The organism is Streptomyces reniochalinae (assembly GCF_003323735.1).
GTDB lineage: Bacteria > Actinomycetota > Actinomycetes > Streptomycetales > Streptomycetaceae > Streptomyces > Streptomyces reniochalinae.
The window spans coordinates 408,927-428,266 of record NZ_QOIM01000042.1 but is presented as its reverse complement, the minus strand read 5'-3'; the positions used below and the strand labels follow the sequence as shown (position 1 = coordinate 428,266).

Below are 19,340 nucleotides of genomic sequence, written 5' to 3'. Positions count from 1 at the left end.
ACCAAGGAGTCCCGAGAGCATGACCGCGAAGATCAAGCCCGCGCAGGGCTCCCCCTACGCGCGCATCCTCGGTGTCGGCGGATACCGTCCGACCCGCGTCGTTCCGAACGAGGAGATCCTCAAGCACATCGACTCCTCCGACGAGTGGATCCGCTCCCGCTCGGGCATCGCCACCCGGCACTGGGCGGGCCCCGGGGAGACGGTCGCCGAGATGACCCTGGAGGCCGCGGGCAAGGCGGTCGCGGACGCGGGGATCTCGGCCTCACAGGTGGGCGCGGTCATCATCTCGACCGTCTCGCACTTCAAGCAGACCCCCGCCATCGCGACCGAGATCGCCGACCGGATGGGCGCGGGCAAGGCCGCGGCCTTCGACATCAACGCGGGCTGCGCGGGCTTCGGCTACGGCCTCACCCTCGCCAAGGGCCTGGTCGTCGAGGGCAGCGCCGAGTACGTGCTGGTGGTCGGCGCCGAGCGGCTCTCCGACCTCACGGACCTGACGGACCGCTCCACGGCGTTCCTGTTCGGGGACGGCGCCGGCGCGGTCATCGTCGGCCCCTCCGACGAGCCCGCCATCGGCCCCTCGGTGTGGGGCTCGGAGGGCGACAAGCGGGACGTCATCTCGCAGACCGTGCCGTGGGACGACTACCGGGTGGGTGACGTCTCCCGGCTGCCCGTCGACGAGAAGACCGGCGAGCTGAAGTTCCCCGCGCTGCGCCAGGAGGGCCAGACGGTCTTCCGCTGGGCGGTCTTCGAGATGGCCAAGGTCGCCCAGCAGGCACTGGACGCCGCCGGAATAGCGGCCGAAGACCTCGACGTCTTCATTCCGCACCAGGCGAACATGCGGATCATCGACTCGATGGTCAAGACTCTCAAGCTGCCCGAGCACGTCACGGTCGCCCGCGACGTGGAGACCACGGGCAACACCTCGGCCGCCTCCATCCCGCTGGCGATGGAGCGGCTGCTGGCCACGGGGAAGGCCAAGAGCGGCGACACCGCACTGGTCATCGGCTTCGGGGCGGGTCTCGTCTACGCAGCCACGGTCGTTACTCTCCCCTAGTCACCATCCGAGCAGCCCCGTACGACAGGGTCGGGCGCTGCGGACTCACCGCAGATACGAAGGAGCGCCGCAATGGCCGCCACTCAGGAAGAGATCGTCTCGGGCCTCGCCGAGATCGTGAACGAGATCGCCGGCATCCCCGCCGAGGACGTCCAGCTGGAGAAGTCCTTCACCGACGACCTGGACGTGGACTCGCTGTCCATGGTCGAGGTGGTCGTGGCCGCCGAGGAGAAGTTCGGCGTGAAGATCCCGGACGACGACGTCAAGAACCTCAAGACCGTCGGCGACGCGACCGACTACATCCTCAAGCACCAGGACTGACCCACGCGGCAGCGCCCCGCCCGCGCGGCGGCGCTGACCGATGCGGCAGTACTGGGAAGACCGTTGACGCGTTTGTCGCCACCCGGCTCCGGGTGGCTCAAACGAGTCACCCCTACCGTGGAGAGAAATCCAGTGAACGCGACCAAGACTTCCGTGGTCGTCACCGGTATCGGCGCAACCACACCGCTGGGTGGCGACAGCGCATCGACCTGGGAAGGACTCGTCGCCGGACGGTCCGGTGTCGCACCCCTCCAGGAGGAGTGGGCCGCCGACCTGCCCGTGCAGATCGCCGCCAGGGCCGCCGTCGAGCCGGGCGAGAGCATCCCCCGCCCCCAGGCGCGGAGGCTGGACCGCTCGGCGCAGTTCGCGCTGATCGCCGCCCGCCAGGCGTGGGCCGACGCGGGCTTCACCGCCCGCGCCGGCGAGGAGACGAGTGTGGACCCCGACCGGCTCGGAGCCGTCGTGGCGTCCGGTATCGGCGGGGTCACCACCCTGCTCGACCAGTACGACGTGCTCAGGGAGAAGGGCGTCCGCCGCGTCTCCCCGCACACCGTGCCGATGCTGATGCCCAACGGTCCCTCGGCCAACGTCGGCCTGGAGGTCAACGCACGCGCCGGTGTCCACACACCGGTCAGCGCCTGCGCCTCCGGGTCAGAGGCCGTCGGCTACGCGATCGAGATGATCCGCAGCGGCCGGGCCGACATCGTGGTCGCGGGCGGCACGGAGGCGGCCATACACCCGCTGCCGGTCGCCGCGTTCGCCAACATGATGGCGATGTCCAAGAGCAACGACGACCCGCAGGGCGCCTCCCGCCCCTTCGACACGGACCGCAACGGTTTCGTGCTGGGCGAGGGCGCAGGCGTGATCGTCCTGGAGTCGGCCGAGCACGCGCGACGCCGTGGCGCGAGGGTCTACGTCGAGGTCGTGGGCCAGGGCATCTCCGCCGACAGCCACGACATCGTGCAGCCGGAGCCCTCGGGCAACGGCATCGCACACGCGCTGGAGAACCTGATGTCCAGGAACGACATCGACCCGGCCGAGATCGTGCACATCAACGCGCACGCGACCTCCACCCCGGCGGGCGATCTGGCGGAGCTCAAGGCGCTGCGCAAGGTGTTCGGGGACGACATGGACCACATGGCCATCTCCGCGACCAAGTCGATGACCGGCCACCTGCTGGGCGGCGCGGGCGGTGTCGAGACGGTGGCCACGCTGCTGGCGCTGTACCACCGCACGGCCCCGCCCACGATCAACATCAAGAACCTGGACCCGGAGGCCGACGGCGACATCGTGCGCGACACCGCGCGCGAGCTGCCGGCCAGCGGCCGGATCGCCGCGCTGAACAACTCCTTCGGCTTCGGCGGTCACAACGTGGTGCTGGCCTTCCGCACGGTCTGACACACCCTCCTGCGGCGGGTGGGGCGGTCTCCTTTGAGGCCGCCCCACCCGTTTCGCGTTCACGACGCGCCGCGGGCGTCGCCCCTGCCGTGGTCGGAGGAGGTGAAGGCCGCGAAGAACGAGGCGGCCGCGTCGTCCGCGCCGTGCCCCTGCGCCTCCGCCCGGCGCAGCCGCTCGGCGAGCGCCGGAGTCGCGTCCAGCCGTACGCCCGCCTTCCGGGCGGCACGGGAGATGAGGTCGGCGTCCTTGCGGGCCCCCGAGAGCGGGAAACTCGCCTCGTAGGCGCCCTCCAGGATCAGCCTGGCCTTCGCGTGCAGGTACGGGACGTCCAGCGGGCCGCCCGCCACCGCGCCGAGTACGTCGCGGGGGTCCACGCCCAGCCCCTCGGCGAGCGCCAGCGTCTCGGCGGTGCCGTTGATGAGGGTGAGGACCCAGTTGTTGAGCACCAGCTTCAGCCGGCTGGCCGCCCCCGGCTCCTCCCCCAGCCACCGGGTACGGGCACCGATCGCGTCCAGGACCGGCGCGACCCTGGTCTCGAGGGCCGAAGGGCCGGAGACCAGCACGGTCAGCTCCCCGGCCTCGGCGGGTTCCCTGGTGCCGAGCACCGGCGCGTCCAGCAGCCGCAGCCCCCGCTCCTCGGCGAGCTCGACCAGCGGAACCAGCCCTTCCGGTCCGACCGTGCCTGCCTGGATCCACGGCGTTCCCCCGGCGGCCCCGGGGGCGGCGGCGCGCATGACCTCCAACGCGGCGGGGCCGTCGGTCAGTGCTGTCAAGACGGCGTCGGCACCGCGTACCGCCTCGGCCGCCTCGGCCGCGACGGTGACCCCGTCGGCGGCCAGCGGCTCGGCCCGCTCCCTCGTACGGTTCCAGGCGCGGACCTCCAGCCCGGCGGCGGCCAGGTTGCGGGCCATGGCGGCGCCCATGATGCCGGTGCCGAGCACCGCGACCGAGGACAGCGGAGAAGTTTCGTCAGCCATGCGGGAACCGTAGAGGCTGACACACGCCCCCGTCCCGGCGGCACGCACCCCAGACGGTCGGGCCGGCGCGGGAGCGTGACCCGACTCGCGCCGACGCCGGCACAACTCACCCGAACAGGCGAGGGCGCCCGGGGTTGGGGTACCGGGTCAGACGACCTGGTGCAGCCAGCGGACCGGGGCGCCTTCGCCGGCGTAGCGGAACGGTTCCAACTCGTCGTCCCAGGGCTTGCCCAGCAGCTTGGCGATCTCGGCCTCCAGGTCGCTCTCGCCGCGTCCCGCGCGGGCGACGGCGGCACGCAGCCGGTCCTCGGGGATGAGGATGTCGCCGTGCATGCCGGTGACGGCGTGGAAGATGCCGAGGCCCGGCGTGGAGCTGTAGCGCTCGCCCTCCGCCGTGGGGCAGGGCTCGGACGTCACCTCGAAGCGCAGCAGGTGCCAGCCGCGCAGTGCGGAGGCCAGCTTGGAGGCGGTGCCGGGATCGCCCTGCCAGGAGAACTCCGCGCGCCAGGTGCCGGGCGAGGCCGGCTGTCTGATCCAGTCGAGATTGACGCGGGCGCCCAGGACGCCCGCGACGGCCCACTCGACGTGCGGGCACAGGGCGCGGGGCGCCGAGTGGACGTACAGAACTCCACGTGTCGTCACCGGGACCTCCAGTGCGCTGCGAAGGTCGCCACCGGGCGGCCTCGATCATCTCTCGGTCACGCGCCGGAAGAGCGCCTGACATTTTGCACCACCGGTCACTTCTCTACCAGCTCCCGAGGTTACGAATAGTAAACACCACTGCGCCCAATTCTCCCCGAAAGGGACAGGTTATGACGCGAGGTAATATTTGTTTCGTCGCCTGTGCCCGCGGTCGCTCCGGCTTCACCGGGTGCACCGGTTGCGGAACAAGCTACCGCGCGGCGGCGCACGGTAGGTGACGTACCGTCGGTGAGGCACCAGCGAAACAGGGGGACGCATGCCGGACAGCCACGAGGCGGCGAACACGCGTCCCAGCCGGTCCAGGATTCCCCGTCCACGGCGCTCCCGCACGGCCGCCATCTGCGCTTTCGTCCTCGTCGCCGTCGCCGGTCTCGTGCTGGCCGTGGCCTGCGGCGGCACACCCGACGGGGGCGACCGGGACGGCGCACAGCGCGCCGACGGCTCCACGCGCCCCCCTGCCAAGCCCAGCCCCCGCCGCGTCTGGGACCGCTCGCCCGCGTCGCTGGCCGCCGTGGGGGACTCCATCACCCGCGGCTTCGACGCCTGTTCGCTGCTCGCCGACTGCACCCGGGTCTCCTGGGCCACCGGCACAGCCCACGACGTCGACAGCCTCGCCCGGCGGCTGCTGAGCGATCCTAAGGGCAAGAGCTGGAACTACGCCGTCAGCGGCGCCGTCGTCGCCGACCTCCCGCAGCAGATGCGCAAGGCCGCCGCAAAAGAACCCGACATGGTGACGGTGATGAGCGGCGCCAACGACGCCTGCCGCCCCACCGTCGAGCAGATGACCGGGGTGGCGGACTTCCGCGCCGACTTCCGGGAGTCCCTGCGCGCCCTGCGCTCCGCCTCGCCCTCGACGCAGGTCTACGTCTCCAGCGTCCCCGACCTCAAACGGCTGTGGCAGCAGGGCCGCACCAACCCCATAGGACAGCGGGTGTGGGGGCTGGGCATCTGCCAGTCGATGCTCAGGGACCCGCAGTCGATGGACGCGGCCGACAAGCAGCGACGGCAGCAGGTCCACGACCGGGTCGTGGCCTACAACACCGTCCTCGAGCAGGAGTGCGCGAAGGACCTGCGCTGCCGCTACGACAACGGCGCCGTCTTCGACTACCGCTTCACCCCCGCCGAGCTGAGCAGCTGGGACTGGTTCCACCCCAGCAAAGAGGGCCAGCGCAGCCTCGCCGAGCTCGCCTACGAGGAGATCACCGAGAGGCGCCCCACGGGCTGAGACGGGTGCGCCCCACCGGATGGCACCGGTGGGGCGCTGCTCGGCCAGCCCGCCCCCGGTCGGGGCACGCCACCCACGCTGCGGCGTCCCCGCCCCGGAGCCGGACGAGCGTTCCGGAGCCGGACGAGCCGGGGCTCAGCCGACGTGCAGCGTGACCTCGATGTTGCCGCGGGTCGCGTTGGAGTACGGGCAGACCTGGTGGGCCTTGTCCAGCAGGTCCTTGGCCGTGGCCTCGTCCACGTTGGGGAGGGTGGCCTTGAGCGCGACGGTGAGGCCGAAGCCGCCCTCGGGCAGGTTGCCGATGCCGACCTCGGCCGTGACGGTCGAGCCGGTTATGTCGGCACCCTCCTTGCGGGCCACGACACCGAGCGCACCCTGGAAGCAGGCGCTGTAGCCCGCCGCGAAGAGCTGCTCGGGGTTGGTGCCCGCGCCGCTGCCGCCCATCGCCTTGGGCGGGTTGACGACGACGTCGAGCTGACCGTCGTCGCTGGCGACGCGGCCGTCGCGGCCGTTCTCCGCGGTGGCGACAGCGGTGTACTTGACGTCGATGGGCTGGATTGCCATGTATGTCCTCCTGTTGGTGGCACAGCCGGGGGAACTCGCGCCCCTGTCCCCGCCGGTGCGACGACCAGCGTATGCGCTGTGTCCACCGGCGGGGCAGCCAGCCCCGTGCGTCCCGGCGGCTCAGTCGCCGAGGGTGACGATCATCTTGCCGATGTTCTCCCCGCGCAGCAGGCCGAGGAAGGCGTCCAGGGTGTTCTCCACGCCCTCGACCACCGTCTCGCGGTACGTCAGCTCGCCCGAGCGCACCCAGGCGGAGACCTCTCGCACGAACTGCGGCCGGAGGTCCTGGTGGTCCATAACCAGCAGACCCTCCATGCGGAACCGCTTGGCGATGATCTGGGAGAGGTTGCGCGGGGCCGGGGTCGGCTCGGTGGCGTTGTACTGCGAGATCATGCCGCACACGGCGATCCGGCCGTGGAGGTTGAGGGCGCCGATGGCGGCCTCGAGGTGCTCACCGCCGACGTTGTCGAAGTAGACGTCGATGCCCTCGGGAGCCGCCTTGCGCAGCTGCTCGGCGACCGGGGCCTTCTTGTAGTTGATCGCCGCGTCGAAGCCGTACTCCCCCGTCAGGACCTCGGCCTTCTCGTCCGAGCCGGCGGAGCCGATGACCCGGGAGGCGCCCTTCAGCTTGGCGATCTGGCCCACCTCGCTGCCGACCGCGCCCGCGGCGCCGGAGACGAAGACCGCGTCGCCCGGCTGGAAGGCGGCCACCCGCATCAGACCCGCGTACGCCGTCAGGCCCGGCATCCCCAGCACGCCCAGATACGTCGTCAGCGGCGCGGCCTGGGGGTCGACCTTGGTGGCGTGCTTGGCGGCGAGCGTGGCGTACTCGCGCCAGCCCAGGTCGTGCAGCACGTGATCGCCCGGTGCGAAGCCGTCCGCGCGGGAGGCGAGGACGACACCGACCGCGCCGCCGTACATCGGCTCGTTCAGCTTGTAGGGAGCGACGTAGGACTTGGCCTCGCTCATCCGGCCGCGCATGTACGGGTCGACGGACAGGTGGATGTTGCGCACCAGGATCTGGCCGTCGGCGGGCTCGGCGACCGGCTCCTCCCGCAGGGCGAAGTCGTCCGGGGTGGGCCAGCCCTGCGGGCGTGCCGTCAGGTGCCAGGCATGGCCGGTCTCCGGGAGCCGGCCGGTGCCGGAGTGGGCGGAAGCGGGTGGGGTCACGGTGGCGCCCTTCCTCGTTGTTTCAGGTGCTGAAACAACCTTGCGCCTGAATATTTCAGGTTGTCAAGCAATGCGTTAGGCTGGTCGTATGGCAGCGGACACTCTTGTTCCGGACGCGCGGAGCACCGAAACGGCCGGGGACGCGCTCGATGTCGAGGTGGCGGGGCTGATCGGCACGGTCGTGACGCGCTACCACGAGGAGTACGAGCTGGCCGCCTCCGCGCACGCGCTGACCGGCGCGCAGGCCCGGGTGCTCACCCTGCTGGCCCGCGGAGCCACCCCCATGCGACGGCTCGCCCGGCAGCTGAAGTGCGAGCCGTCCAACGTCACCGGCATAGTCGACCGCCTGGAGACGCGCGGGCTGGTCGAGCGCAGGCCGGACCCCGGCGACCGCCGGGTCAAGCTCGCCGCCGCCACCGAGGAGGGGCTCGCCACGGCGGACCGGCTGCGCGGCGAGCTCGGCTTCGCCGGGAAGCCGCTCAAGGGGCTCACCCCGGTCGAGCGGACCCTCCTGCGTGACCTGCTCCGACGCATGCTGGGAGAGGAAGGCGGCGGGGAGCCGTCACCCGACGGGACACTCCCGACCGACCGCTAGGCCGCCTCCGGTGGGCCGGCTGCCTCCCGCAGGCCGGCTGCCATGGCTCTTCCGGCCGGACCGGCCCTCAGGGCGCCCCCAGTTCGCCGCGCAGCCGCATCGAACGGAGCACGAGTTCGAGCTCGAAGCGGCTGTCGGGGTCGTCGATGTCCTCGCCCCACAGTTCGCGGATCTGCCGCAGCCGGTAGCGGACCGTCTGCGGGTGCACCCCGAGGCGGGCGGCGACCTCCGGGGCGCCGCCGCGCGTCTCCAGCCAGGCCAGCAGCGTCTCGGCCAGCCTGCGGCTGTGGGCGGGGCCGCAGGTCTCCAGCGGAGCCAGCCGGCGCCGGCCCAGCCCTGCGATCAGTTCCTCGGGCGGCAGCAGCACCAGGGCCTCCGTGTGCTCGGTGCAGTGCAGCAGCGCCCCACCGGGCAGCAGTCCGCGCTCGATGAGGGCGACGGCGGTGACGGCCCAGCGCAGCGACTTGGCGGCGTCGGCCAGCGGCACCGGAGGCCCCACCGCGCCCGACCATCCCGCGGTCGAGCGGCGCAGCAGCTCCGGCCTGCCGGGCGCCTCCGGTTCCGGCACCACCATGCGGGGCTGCTCGCACTCCATGTCGAGCAGCACCTCGTCACCCACGGCGGGGGGCACGGCGGAGCGGGCCGGGCGCACCAGGACGGCGACGGCGACGGTGGCGGGCATCCTCCAGCCGATGCGGGCGGCGCGGTCGGCGAGCAGGTCGGCGCGGTCGGCGCCGCCGCGCGGCGGGTGCTCGGACAGCAGCAGGTCGAGCAGTCTGCGCTGGAGGCGCAGCCGCTCCCCCGCCTGCCGGGCCGCTGCCTCGGCGTAGCCGCGTACCGACTCGGCGACCAGCCCGTCGAGGTACTGGAACCCGGATTCGGCCAGCTCGTACATCGCGGGCGGCGGAATCTCCATCTGGGTGCCGATCTCGGCGAGCCGGCGCCAGGCCAGCCGGATGCCCAGCCGGTAGATCGCCTGGAGGGAGTCGAGGCTGCGCCCTTGAAGCACCTCGCCGCGGCCGAACTCCTGGAAGACCTGCGGCGGCACGTGCGGTGCCTCCAGCCCCGTGGCCAGGTTCTCCACGAAGTGCTCCAGTGCCCGCCGGATGCCGACGAGGGCCATGGGCTCGCCCGTCTCGTCCAGCATCAGGGGCAGCGCGGGGTACTCGCGGCGGATGGCGGAGAGGATGTCCTGGGCGAGCACCGGCACCTCGCCCATGGCCCGGCTCGCGAACTGCCGCACGCGCAGCGGTGGGACGTCCTGCCACGCGGAGCGGACGGGTGCGGTCGGCACGGTGTCAGTCCCTGGGAGCGGCGGAGGAGGGTGACGGGTCGTCGCCGGCTGCGGCGCCCTCCCCCGAGCCGTCGTCCGGCCCGCCTGGTGTGCGCCCCGCGTCGCCGGAGTCCGAGGAGGCGCCGGGGCCCGCGGTGCCGCCGGAGTCTTGGGGGGACGGTGACGGCGAGGGGAGCGCGGACTCGCCGAGGCCGGGGATCTCGTCGGGGGACGAGTGGAAGTGCACGAGCGGCACGTTGGGCTGCTCGGGGGTGGCGTCGAGCGCGGCGACGATGCCGACGCCGGCCCCGACGGCGAGACCGGCGGCGAGTACGCAGGTGAGCGCGGCGGCGAGGGATCTGTGCATGGCGGAGGCGAACCTCTCTTCGTCGGTGCCGTGACGGCCGTGTGTGTCACGCGCGCACACGCCGGCCCGGTGCGACGGCTCCGCCCCAGGAGCCAACCCCTTGTGAGTTGCTGAGTGTCGGTGGGCATTGACTCCGTGTCAAGGTGCGCCCTACGGTTTCCGGCCCATACGGACCGTCCACACGAACTCCTCGTTCTCTCCGCCCCGTTCGCCTTCTCCCGCACGGCTTTCGCTCGACCCGTCCTTGGACGGCCCTGGACGGACGGCCCGGTTCCCGCACGCGCACTTCCCCCGCCTCAGCGCCGTACCCGCTCCCTGTGGGGAACCACCCTCGGGGCGCGGGTCAACACACCCTCGGAGTGCCCCGTCATGCGCCGTACCGCCTCACCCCTCGCCCTGGTTGTGCTGGGCCTCGGTGTCTTCCTGCTCGTCCTGACGCCGATGCTCGCCTGGTACGTCGAGCCGCGGGCCGAACGCACCCCCACCGACGTCGACATCACCTCCGTCTTCACAGGCCGGGGCAGGTATTTCGACCAGCAGGAACTCAAGACCAGAAGCGGTCAGAAGCTCACCGTCACGCGGCGCGTGCTGGGCGACGTCGCGGCCAGCGAGAAGAGCGGGCGCGCCGTGTGGGACGTCTCGCAGACCATCGACAACCCCAGGACGCGCAAGCTGGACGACCCGCGCAAGTCGTTCCAGTGGACGACCGAACGGCTGGTGACCGACCGCAGGACCAACCGTCCTGTGGACTGCTGCGCCTCCAGGCCCGACGACATCGCCGGAGAGGCGTATCTGAAGTGGCCGTTCGACGTGGAGAAGCGCGACTACGCCTGGTGGGACAGCAGCCTGGGCGACACCGTGCCGGTGCGCTACCAGGGCGAGGCCACGGTGCACGGCCACAAGGGGCTGCGCTTCGCGGGGACGGTCGAGCCCACCAGGGCCGGCACCCGGCAGGTGCCCGGGCTGCTCGTGGACGAGCCGGAGCGCGGCCAGGTCAACGCCGAGCAGTGGTACTCCAACACCGGCCTGGAGTTCGTCGTCGACCAGCGCACAGGGCGCATCCTGTACGCGGCGACAGGGCCGAAGCTCGCGCTGCGCGCACCCGGCGGCCGGGCCGACAAGGTGACGCTGCTGCAGAGTGACAAGCTGGAGTTCACCGACAAGACGCAGCGGGAGGCCGTCGAGCTGGCCGAGGACGACAACGCGCGGCTGCGGCTGGTGGGCGGTGTGGCGCCGGTCGCCGCCGCCTCGGCGGGGGCGGTGTGCGCGGCGGTCGGTGCGGTGCTGGTGGTCAGGGGCCGCCGCAGCCGGGGGCGCGCGCGGCACGCTCCCGAGCCGGACGAGGCGTGAGGCGGTCCGCCCCGTCCGCGCCTTTCCCCTCAGGTTCCCTCAGGACCTCTCACAGTCGCCCACGTCCGCTCACCGACGGCCCTGGTCGGGCCCGCCGCGTGTGGTTGAACACGCGACGGAGCGCGAAGTGATGAAGCGTCGGCCCGGCTCCGGGCGAAAATTGTCACTTCGGTGAGTAGCCACCCGCGAACGCTGCGGCGAACACTGAGCCTCCGACGTGCACCGCCCCGCACGCCTCCGGCACCTCCCCTGCGCACAACCTCCGCACCGCCTTTGCAGGTGTTCCACACGGTTCCGCATGTGTTCCGCACGTGCTCAGCAAGGTCAGCAAGCGCACCGCACCGCACCGCACCGCAAGCGACCCGCGAGGGTCCCCGCACTGCCCCGCAAGCGCACCCGCAAGGTCCCGCAGGCTCACTCGCAACGTCTCGCACGGTTGCGTATCCCCCGCACCCCCGAGACGAGTTGGAGCACCCATGCCCCAGCACGTACGCGCCTCACTGGTTCCCCCGCACGGCCCGCACGCCGGCCTCCCGTCCGTCCCCGCGGGCGGACGGGAGGCCGCCCCGCGCAGAGTGCGGCAGACCGCTTCGGGGGCACCCCGCCGCATCGTCTTCCTGGCACGGCGCGATCTGGACAACCCGGCCGCCGGCGGCTCGGAGTTGCTGATCGACCGGATCGCCGAGGGGCTCACCCACCACGGCCACCAGGTCACCCTCCTGTGCGGCGGGCCTGCCGCCCACCGCGGCTACCGCGTCGTCTCCGCGGGAGGCGACGCGGCGCACTTCCTGCGGGCCCGGCGCGCCTTCGCACAGCAGGTGGGCGACTGCGACCTGCTGGTCGAGGTCTGCAACGGCATGCCGTACCTGGCTCCGCTGTGGCACAGCGGCCCGACGCTGTGCCTGGTCAACCACGTGCACACCGACCTGTGGGGCATGCGCTACCCGGCACCCGCCGCACGCCTGGGCCGGCAGCTCGAACACTGGTCGCTGGCCCGCAACCACCGGCGCAACCTCAAGGTCGCCGTCTCGGGGTCGACCGCGACGGCGCTGGCCCGCATCGGCGTACCCCCCGACGAGATCAGGATCGTGCACAACGGCGTCGAGGATCCGGGACCGCTGCACCCCGCCTCACCCGAGCCGCTGTTCCTGGCGATGGGCCGGCTCGTCGAGTACAAGCGCGTCGATCTGCTGCTGCGCCTGTGGGAGCGGGTGCGCCCGGTCACGGGGGGCCGGCTCGTCATCGTGGGCGAGGGCCCCGAGCGGCACGCGCTGGAGGCGAGGGCGGGAGAGGGCGTCACCTTCGCGGGACACGTGAGCGAAGCCGACAAGCACCGGCTGCTGTGCCAGGCCTGGCTGCTGCTCCACCCCTCGCTGGTGGAGGGGTGGGGCCTGGTCGTGATGGAGGCCGCAGCGCGGTCCACTCCCACGATCGGTTTCGACATCCCCGGACTGCGCGACTCGGTCGAGGACGGGGTGACCGGGCTGCTGGCACGCGGCGAGAGCACCTTCGCCGCGCACTGGTGCGCGCTGGCGCTCTCGGAACGGCGCCGCCTGGCGCTGGGGGAGGCGGCGCGGCGCCGTGCCGACGGTTTCCGCTGGGCGCACACGGTCAGCGGGTTCCGGGCGGTCGCGGCGGAGGCGTACGCGCGCGCCACCGGGGCCGCCACCCACGCCCCGGCCGCACCACTGCCGGGCCCCGGCGAACCCGCCGCTCACACGGCCCCCCATCCAGCCGCCACGGGGCGGTGAGGAGGCCGTGCGGGACCCCTCCCTCAGACGCTCCCTCGCCCTCTTCCGTGCCTTCCTGCGCGAACAGTCGGACCCGGCCCACTGCTACGGCCTGCTCGCACGGGACGCCGTCGCCCAGGTGGAGCGGTACGTCCCGCTCGGTGGCCGCACCGTGGTGGACGTGGGCGGCGGCAGCGGGCACTTCACCGAGGAGTTCCGCCGCCGGGGCGCCGACTGCTTCTTGTTCGAGCCCGACCCGCGTGAGCTGCACGCGGGCGGGCGCAGCCCCGAGGGCGCTGTGCTGGCCGACGGCTACCTGCTGCCGCTGGCCGACGGCGCGGCGGACGTGTGCTTCTCCTCCAACGTGCTCGAGCACGTGGCCGACCCGGTCACGTTCCTGTCCGAAATGGTCAGGGTGACCCGTCCCGGCGGGCTGATCTACGTCTCGTTCACCAACTGGTACTCGCCCTGGGGCGGTCACGAGACCTCCCCCTGGCACTGGTTCGGCGCCGAGCGCGCCCGCTCCCGCTACCTGCGGCGCACCGGGCACGCCGCCAAGCACACGCTCGGCGAGAATCTGTTCGCCGTCCACGTCGGCCCCACCCTCAGGCACGTGCGCGCCCGGGACGACGTGCGGATCGTCGCTGCCCGCTCTCGCTACTGGCCGTTCCTCGCGCACGCCGTCACCCGCGTCCCCGTGCTGCGCGAACTGGCCACCTGGAACCTCCTCCTCATCCTCCGGCGGTGTCCCTCATGACCACGACCGTCCAGGCGCCACCCCAGGCCCCGGCCCCCGCACCCCGGACAGGACCGCCCCACGAAGCGCCCAGGGGCCGGCGCTGGCTGTTCGGCTTCTGGGCGGTCGTGCTGATCGCCTTCCTCGCCCCCTCACCGGGGAAGATGACGTTCGAGACGAAGCTGGGCGTGGCCGCGGACCCGGGGAAGTTCCTCGGGGACCTGGGGCAGCTGTGGCACTCCCGAGGCGGCTTCGGCGGCATCGCCGACCAGTACGCCGGCTACCTCTTCCCCTCACTGCCCTACTACGGGCTGACCGACCTGTTGCACATACCGACCTGGCTGGCCGAACGGCTGTGGATGTCGCTGATCGTCGCGGCGGCGTTCTGGGGGGTGCTGCGGCTCGCCGAGCGGCTCGGCGTGGGCACGCCGCCCACCCGGCTGCTGGGCGCCGTGGTGTACGCGCTGTGGCCCACCTGCACCATCGTGGTCGGCTCCACCTCGGCCGCCGCACTGCCGGGCGCCGTGCTGCCGTGGGTGCTGCTGCCGCTCACCTCGCTGACGGCCGCACCCCGGGTGGCGGCGGCCCGCTCCGCCCTGGCGATCCCGTTCATGGGCGGCGTCAACGCGGCCTCCACCCTGGCCGCGCTGCTGCCCGCCCTGCTGTACGTCGTCACCCGTACGGGCCGCCGGCGGCGCACCCTGCTGGCCTGGTGGCTGCCCGGCGTCGTGGTGGCCACCCTGTGGTGGTGGGTGCCGCTGCTGCTGCTCGGCGCGTACGGCGAGGACTTCATGCCGTACGTGGAGAACGCCGAGACCACCACCGGCACCATGTCGGCCACCGAGATGCTGCGCGGCGCCGGCAACTGGACGGCCTACCTGCACTTCGGTGACCCGTGGCTGCCCGCGGGATGGACGGTGGCGGCCGGATGGCCCGCCATCCTGGGCGGCGCGTTCGCCGCCGCGCTCGGACTGGCGGGGCTGGCACGGCGCGACCTGCCCGAGCGGCGCTGGCTGCTGCTGTGCGTGCTGACCGTCACCGGCATCGTCCTGGCCGGATACGGGGGCGCACTGGGCGCGCCGTTCTCCGGCACCGTGCAGGACTGGCTGGACGGCTGGCTGCGTCCGTTCCGCAACATCTACAAGTTCCAGCCGGGGCTCGCCCTGGCGCTGTCCTTCGCACTCGCCCACCTGAGCGCCGTGGCCGTCTCCACCCGCGGCACCCGCGCCCTGCCGGGCCGCCCCCTGCTGCTGTGGGTGGCCGCGCTGGCGGTACTGCCGGGACTGTGCCTGCCCTACCTGGGCGGGAACGTCCTCCAGCCCGGCGCGTTCGACAAGCTCCCCGCGCACTGGCAGCAGACCGCCGCATGGCTGAAGGAACACTCCCCGCACACCCGCGCCTACGTCACCCCGGCGACCGCGCACGGCCTCCACACCTGGGGCTCCCCCATCGACCAGCCCCTCGACGTGCTCGCCGAATCACCCTGGGCCCAACGCGACTACGTCCCGTTCGGCACTCCCGGCAACCGCAGGGCCACCGACGCGGTCGAGCAGGCCCTCATGAGCGGCGGTGAAGTCCCGGGGCTCGCCGACTTCCTGGCGCGCGCGGGCCTCTACTACGTCGTCGTACGGGGTGATCTGGACCCCGACCAGCTCGGCTACGTACCGCCGCAGACCGTCGAACGCACGCTTGAGGAGTCGGGTTACGAGAAGGTCGAGGCGTTCGGGCCGACGCTGACCGGGGGCCGCATACCCGAGGGCACGCCCGTGCAGGTGGCCGGCTTCTACCCGCGCGGACAGGCCGTGGAGATCTACCGGCCGACCGGCGTCGAGCGGCCCGAACGCGCGGACGTGCGGCCCGTCTCAGGCACCGCCGAGGTCAGCGGCGGACCCGAGTCGCTGCTGCCGCTCGCCGGCGATCCACGCCTCAAGGGGCGGCCCGCCGTGCTGCGCGGCGACGACCATCCGGGGCTCGGCGCGCCGGCGCTCCAGGTCAGGGGCGACGGGATGCGCCGTGCCGACACCCGCTTCGGGCTGGTCAACACCAACACCTCGTACACCTACACGGCCACCGAGCGGAACCATCCCGACAGCCTCCAGCAGCCCGGCGAGGAGCCCAAACAGATCCTGCCGACCGACGGCGTCCGGCACCAGACCACGTCCGTCCTGCGCGGCGCGGCCTCGGTGACGGCCTCCAGCAGCGGCAACTGGCTCTTCCACCTGCCCCAGTTCGACCCCGTGGGCGCCTTCGACGGCAACCCGGACACCGCGTGGGCCGAGGGCACCGCCGGAGAGCCCGAAGGACAGTGGATCAAGGCGGAGTTCGACGACCGTGTCGACATCCCCCCCTCGATCGAGGTGACGCCGCTGCCCGGCGACGCCACCCGCGCCGCGCCCACCCGCGTCACCGTGGAGACCACGCACGGCAGCGCGTCCAGCTTCCTGCGCCCCACCGGCAAGCCCCAGAAGATCAAGGCGCCGCGGGGCGCCACCAAGTGGCTGAAGCTGACCATCACCGAGGCCCAGACCCCACGCCCCGGACTCTCCGGGGCCGGATTCGCCGAGATCCGCATCCCGGACGTCCAGGTGACCCGGCTGCTGCGGCTCCCCGCCGACACCGGGGACAGCGGGCACGCCGGGGGCGGTGGAGCGGACAGCGAACTGCTCTCCCTCCACCGCGGTGACGACCCCGGCGGCCTGGCACCGTCCGCCTCCGAGGCAGGGCTGCACCGCACGTTCTCCACGGAGCGCCGACACGACTACGACGTGCGCGCCCGCGCCCTGCCCGTGGCGGGCGGCCCACTCGACCGGCTGCTGGACGAGGCCGCCCCCGGCCCCCGGGAACGGATCACCGCCACCGCCGACTCGACGTCCAGGACAGGCCGCTCGCTGAGCGCGCGCAACCTGGTGGACGGCAACCTGTCCACCGCGTGGATCGCCGGGGACAAGCCGACGATCCGGCTCACGTGGCCCGAGAAGAAGGAGATCGACGAGATCGTCCTGGCACCGGCGGGCGGCATCTCCGCCGCGGCCGAGGAGATCCGCATCAGCTCACCGGACGGCGCGGCGAGCGCAGGTGTCGACAAGAACGGCCAGGCCCGTTTCGAACCCATCGAGACGGACCGGCTCACGCTCACCGTCACCAAGACCAGGAAGGTGACCGTCCACAATCCGCTCGCCGACCGCGAACTCCCCCTGCCCGTCGGCCTCAACGAGGTCTACCTGCCCGCGCTCGACGAGTACCGCGTGACCGCGCCCAGCGCCGACCAGAAGTTCGACCTGCCCTGCGGCAAGGGACCGATGCTCGCCGTCGACGGGACCCTGCACGCCACCAAGGCGTCCGGCACCGTGCGCGACCTGACCCTGCGGCGCCCCGTCGAGGTGGAACTGTGCGCCGGGGAAGCCGAGGACGGCAGCCTGCGGATGGACGCGGGCCGGCACACGGTGGAGGCGGGCGACAGCGGGCCCCTGGCCCTCACCCAGGTGACTCTGGGAGCCGGCGAGAAGGGCGCCGCCGCGCCGCAGGGCGCGAAGGACGAGCCCCGTGCCTCCTCCGGTAGCGCCGTCCAGGACCCCGAGGTCTCTCGCGCTCCGGACGAGCGCGAGAGCACCGTCCGCGACTGGGCGGGCGACGAGCGTACCGTCGAGGTCGCCGACGGGCCCGCCTCCTACCTCGTCACGCACGAGAACGCCAACGAGGGCTGGAAAGCCACCCTCGACGGCGAGGAACTGCGCCCACTGCGGCTCGACGGCTGGCAGCAGGGCTTCCTCGTCCCGGCCGGCGAAAAGGGCACCGTCGAGCTGGAGTACCGGCCCGCCACCTGGTACACGGCCGGACTCGTGGCCGGCGGCCTGGGCATCGCCGCGCTGCTGGCCCTCGCCTTCCTGGCCCCGCGGCGCGGCACGCCTGTGGGGCAGGACGACGACGGCGCCGTGCCCGCACCCGGCCCGATCCTGGGCACGGTCGCGCTCACCTGCGTGGTCGCCCTCGCGGCGGGTCCTTACGCGCTGATCGTGCCCGCGCTGGCGGTGCTCGCCCGGCTTCGGCCGGGGGTGCTCGTGCCGGTGGCGCTTTTCGCCATGGCGGGCGCCGGGGTGATCGCGGCCCTCGGCGCGGGGTCGGCCGTCGCCGAGGGGCGGGGTGCCTTCGGACACGCCGCGCAGGCACTGGCGCTGCTCGCCCTGACCGCCGCGCTGGTGACGCTGCCCGTACGGGAGCGCGAAACCGCCCCCGAGGCGGAGCCGGGCACTCCGGTGTTCGGGCCCCCGCCCCCACCGTCCGCGCCGTCCGCGCCGTGGGGACCCCAGCAGCCTCCGTCCGCACCGCACCAAGGGACGCACACGACGAACGGCCCGCACGAGGGGGAGGGGACCGCCCCATGACAGCACCGCACACGGGCGCCGACGGCACTACGGGAGCGCACGCGCACAGCAGGGTGAGCGGTTCGGCGCCGAGGGCCGCCGGGGAGCGGCCTGCCTCCGAGATCGTCTCCGGCGGCGGTGCCGGCCTGCCGCCCGCCGGGCCGCCCCGCCCGCCGGCGCCCGCTGAGCACCGCATCCCCTTCCCCACCGTCGACGAGATCACCCGGCACTGTCTGGACGACGACGAGCCGGAAACGGTCCACGTGGAGATCCACCTGCCCGCCGTGCCCGAACCCGACCGGCTGCGGCAGGCGTTCGGTGAGGCGATGCGACGGCATCCGCGCATCCTGGTGCGCCAGTCGCCGTCGCGCTGGTGGCGGTCGCGGTACACGTGGGTGCTCACCGGCGAGCCCGATCGCGACCCGGTCGTCTTCCCCGGCGGGACGCTCCAGGAGGCGCGGCGGCGGGCGCTCGCTCAGTGCCCTCCGCTGGACGCCTCCCCGCCGTTCCGCGCCGAGGTGATCGAGAACACCGGGGAAGGGGACGGCTGCGTCCTGCTGGTGACGATCAACCACACGGCGCTGGACGGCCCGGCCTGTCTGCGGGTCGTCGCCACGGCGGCGCACCTGTACGGCGGCGCGGACAACGCCCCCGCCCCGCCGCCCGTACGGTCTCCCCTCGCTGCCGGGCACACGGGAGCCGGCACAAAAGCATCCACCCGCTCCCGGGAGCGGCCGGCCCGCGTCGCGGCGCACACCCGCCACCCCGGCGCCCCGGGGAACGGCATGCTGATCGCCGACCTGCCGGTGCCGGCGCGGCCGCCCCGCGCGGCCGGGGTGCCCGGCCCCTACACGGTCAACGACCAGTTGCTGGTGGCCACCTGGCTGATGGTCGCCCGGTGGAACAGGGCGCACGCGGCGCCGGTGCGCCCCGTCCGCGTCACCATGCCCGTTGACGACAGGCCCCGCACCGCCGAGATGCCCATCGGCAACGGCACCCGGCTGGTGGAGGTCGGCTTCGGGCCCGGGGAACGCGCGCTGTACGCGTCACTGGCGGAGCCGGGGGCGGCCGACCGGAGCGCGGTCGAACGGCTGCTGCGCACCACCGCGGCCCGCACCCGCGCCCTGAAGTCCGCCGACCGGCCCCCACTCGGCTTCAGCGGTGACCTGCTGACCACGCCCCTGCTGCCCGTGGGGCTGCGCGCGGCCGGCACCCGTGCCCTGCGCAGGGCGGCCGCCCCGTGGGCCTCCAGCGTGCTGCTCTCCAACATCGGGCGCGTGCCCTACCCGTTGGACTTCGGCGAGGCCGGGTGCGCCCGCGCCGTGTGGTTCTCCGCACCGGCGAAGCGCCCGCGCGGTCTTTCGGTCACGACCGTCTCCACGGGCGGGCGGCTCCAGTTGGCTCTGCGCTGGTCGCGCGCCCGGCTGGACGACGAGGCGGGCCGGCGCCTCGGGGAACTGTTCGCCGACGCGCTGACGGAGACGGCGTACGCGGTGGACGAGCCGAGCTGAGGG

General features: G+C 73.1%; 16 protein-coding genes. 10 read left to right on the top strand and 6 right to left on the bottom strand.

Features of this window, described 5'->3' with window-relative positions; genetic code table 11:
- The first annotated feature begins 19 nt into the window (after window positions 1–19).
- From DQ392_RS27270 to DQ392_RS27260, 3 genes are all read left to right on the top strand, one after another.
- Window positions 20–1,057, top strand: a complete 1,038-nt coding sequence (locus tag DQ392_RS27270; RefSeq protein WP_114018358.1) for a ketoacyl-ACP synthase III — start codon at window positions 20–22, stop codon at window positions 1,055–1,057.
- Window positions 1,058–1,129: 72 nt separating this feature from the next.
- Window positions 1,130–1,378 carry an acyl carrier protein gene (locus DQ392_RS27265; protein ID WP_114018357.1) on the top strand — a complete coding sequence of 83 codons (249 nt, stop codon included), beginning with the start codon at window positions 1,130–1,132 and terminating at the stop codon, window positions 1,376–1,378.
- Between the two features lie 132 nt (window positions 1,379–1,510).
- A complete protein-coding gene (locus DQ392_RS27260) occupies window positions 1,511–2,776 on the top strand; it encodes a beta-ketoacyl-[acyl-carrier-protein] synthase family protein (protein ID WP_114018356.1) in 1,266 nt (421 codons plus the stop codon).
- 59 nt (window positions 2,777–2,835) lie between these two features.
- On the opposite strand, the gene DQ392_RS27255 is transcribed toward DQ392_RS27260, so the two are convergent.
- A complete protein-coding gene (locus DQ392_RS27255) occupies window positions 2,836–3,753 on the bottom strand; it encodes an NAD(P)-dependent oxidoreductase (RefSeq protein ID WP_114018355.1) in 918 nt (305 codons plus the stop codon).
- Between the two features lie 147 nt (window positions 3,754–3,900).
- Window positions 3,901–4,395 carry a DUF3145 domain-containing protein gene (locus tag DQ392_RS27250; protein WP_114018354.1) on the bottom strand — a complete coding sequence of 165 codons (495 nt, stop codon included), beginning with the start codon at window positions 4,393–4,395 and terminating at the stop codon, window positions 3,901–3,903.
- A 316-nt stretch (window positions 4,396–4,711) separates the two neighbouring features.
- Between DQ392_RS27250 and DQ392_RS27245 the strand changes: the two genes are divergently transcribed.
- Window positions 4,712–5,680, top strand: coding sequence for an SGNH/GDSL hydrolase family protein (locus DQ392_RS27245; RefSeq protein WP_114018353.1), 969 nt, complete (start codon window positions 4,712–4,714; stop codon window positions 5,678–5,680).
- Between the two features lie 135 nt (window positions 5,681–5,815).
- Here DQ392_RS27245 and DQ392_RS27240 read toward each other — a convergent pair whose 3' ends face one another.
- On the bottom strand, window positions 5,816–6,244 hold the full coding sequence (locus DQ392_RS27240; protein WP_114018352.1) for an organic hydroperoxide resistance protein: 429 nt from the start codon (window positions 6,242–6,244) through the stop codon (window positions 5,816–5,818).
- Between the two features lie 120 nt (window positions 6,245–6,364).
- The gene (locus tag DQ392_RS27235) at window positions 6,365–7,414 is read right to left on the bottom strand and encodes an NADP-dependent oxidoreductase (protein WP_114018351.1); all 1,050 of its coding nucleotides are present in this window, start codon (window positions 7,412–7,414) and stop codon (window positions 6,365–6,367) included.
- Between the two features lie 88 nt (window positions 7,415–7,502).
- Here DQ392_RS27235 and DQ392_RS27230 point away from each other — a divergent pair, with 88 nt between their 5' ends.
- The gene (locus DQ392_RS27230) at window positions 7,503–8,009 is read left to right on the top strand and encodes a MarR family winged helix-turn-helix transcriptional regulator (RefSeq protein ID WP_114018350.1); all 507 of its coding nucleotides are present in this window, start codon (window positions 7,503–7,505) and stop codon (window positions 8,007–8,009) included.
- A 67-nt stretch (window positions 8,010–8,076) separates the two neighbouring features.
- Here DQ392_RS27230 and DQ392_RS27225 read toward each other — a convergent pair whose 3' ends face one another.
- Together DQ392_RS27225 and DQ392_RS27220 are read right to left on the bottom strand one after the other, a co-directional pair.
- Entirely contained in the window at window positions 8,077–9,303 is a 1,227-nt protein-coding gene (locus DQ392_RS27225) for a PucR-like N-terminal domain-containing protein (protein ID WP_245982026.1), read from the bottom strand.
- Window positions 9,304–9,307: 4 nt separating this feature from the next.
- Window positions 9,308–9,649, bottom strand: coding sequence for a hypothetical protein (locus DQ392_RS27220; RefSeq protein ID WP_147266577.1), 342 nt, complete (start codon window positions 9,647–9,649; stop codon window positions 9,308–9,310).
- Window positions 9,650–10,018: 369 nt separating this feature from the next.
- Between DQ392_RS27220 and pgfA the strand changes: the two genes are divergently transcribed.
- From pgfA to DQ392_RS27195, 5 genes are all read left to right on the top strand, one after another.
- On the top strand, window positions 10,019–10,999 hold the full coding sequence (gene pgfA / locus DQ392_RS27215; protein WP_114018348.1) for a cell envelope lipid trafficking protein PgfA: 981 nt from the start codon (window positions 10,019–10,021) through the stop codon (window positions 10,997–10,999).
- A gap of 476 nt (window positions 11,000–11,475) precedes the next feature.
- A complete protein-coding gene (locus DQ392_RS27210) occupies window positions 11,476–12,750 on the top strand; it encodes a glycosyltransferase family 4 protein (RefSeq protein ID WP_181856598.1) in 1,275 nt (424 codons plus the stop codon).
- Window positions 12,751–12,757: 7 nt separating this feature from the next.
- Window positions 12,758–13,486 (top strand): class I SAM-dependent methyltransferase, encoded by a 729-nt coding sequence (locus DQ392_RS27205; protein WP_114018347.1) that lies wholly within the window; start codon window positions 12,758–12,760, stop codon window positions 13,484–13,486.
- The gene (locus DQ392_RS27200) at window positions 13,483–17,847 is read left to right on the top strand and encodes an alpha-(1->3)-arabinofuranosyltransferase domain-containing protein (protein WP_114018346.1); all 4,365 of its coding nucleotides are present in this window, start codon (window positions 13,483–13,485) and stop codon (window positions 17,845–17,847) included. The genes DQ392_RS27205 and DQ392_RS27200 overlap by 4 nt, the downstream gene beginning before the upstream one ends.
- On the top strand, window positions 17,844–19,337 hold the full coding sequence (locus tag DQ392_RS27195) for a condensation protein (protein WP_245982025.1): 1,494 nt from the start codon (window positions 17,844–17,846) through the stop codon (window positions 19,335–19,337). Before DQ392_RS27200 ends, DQ392_RS27195 begins: the two co-directional genes overlap by 4 nt.
- Window positions 19,338–19,340 lie beyond the last annotated feature (3 nt).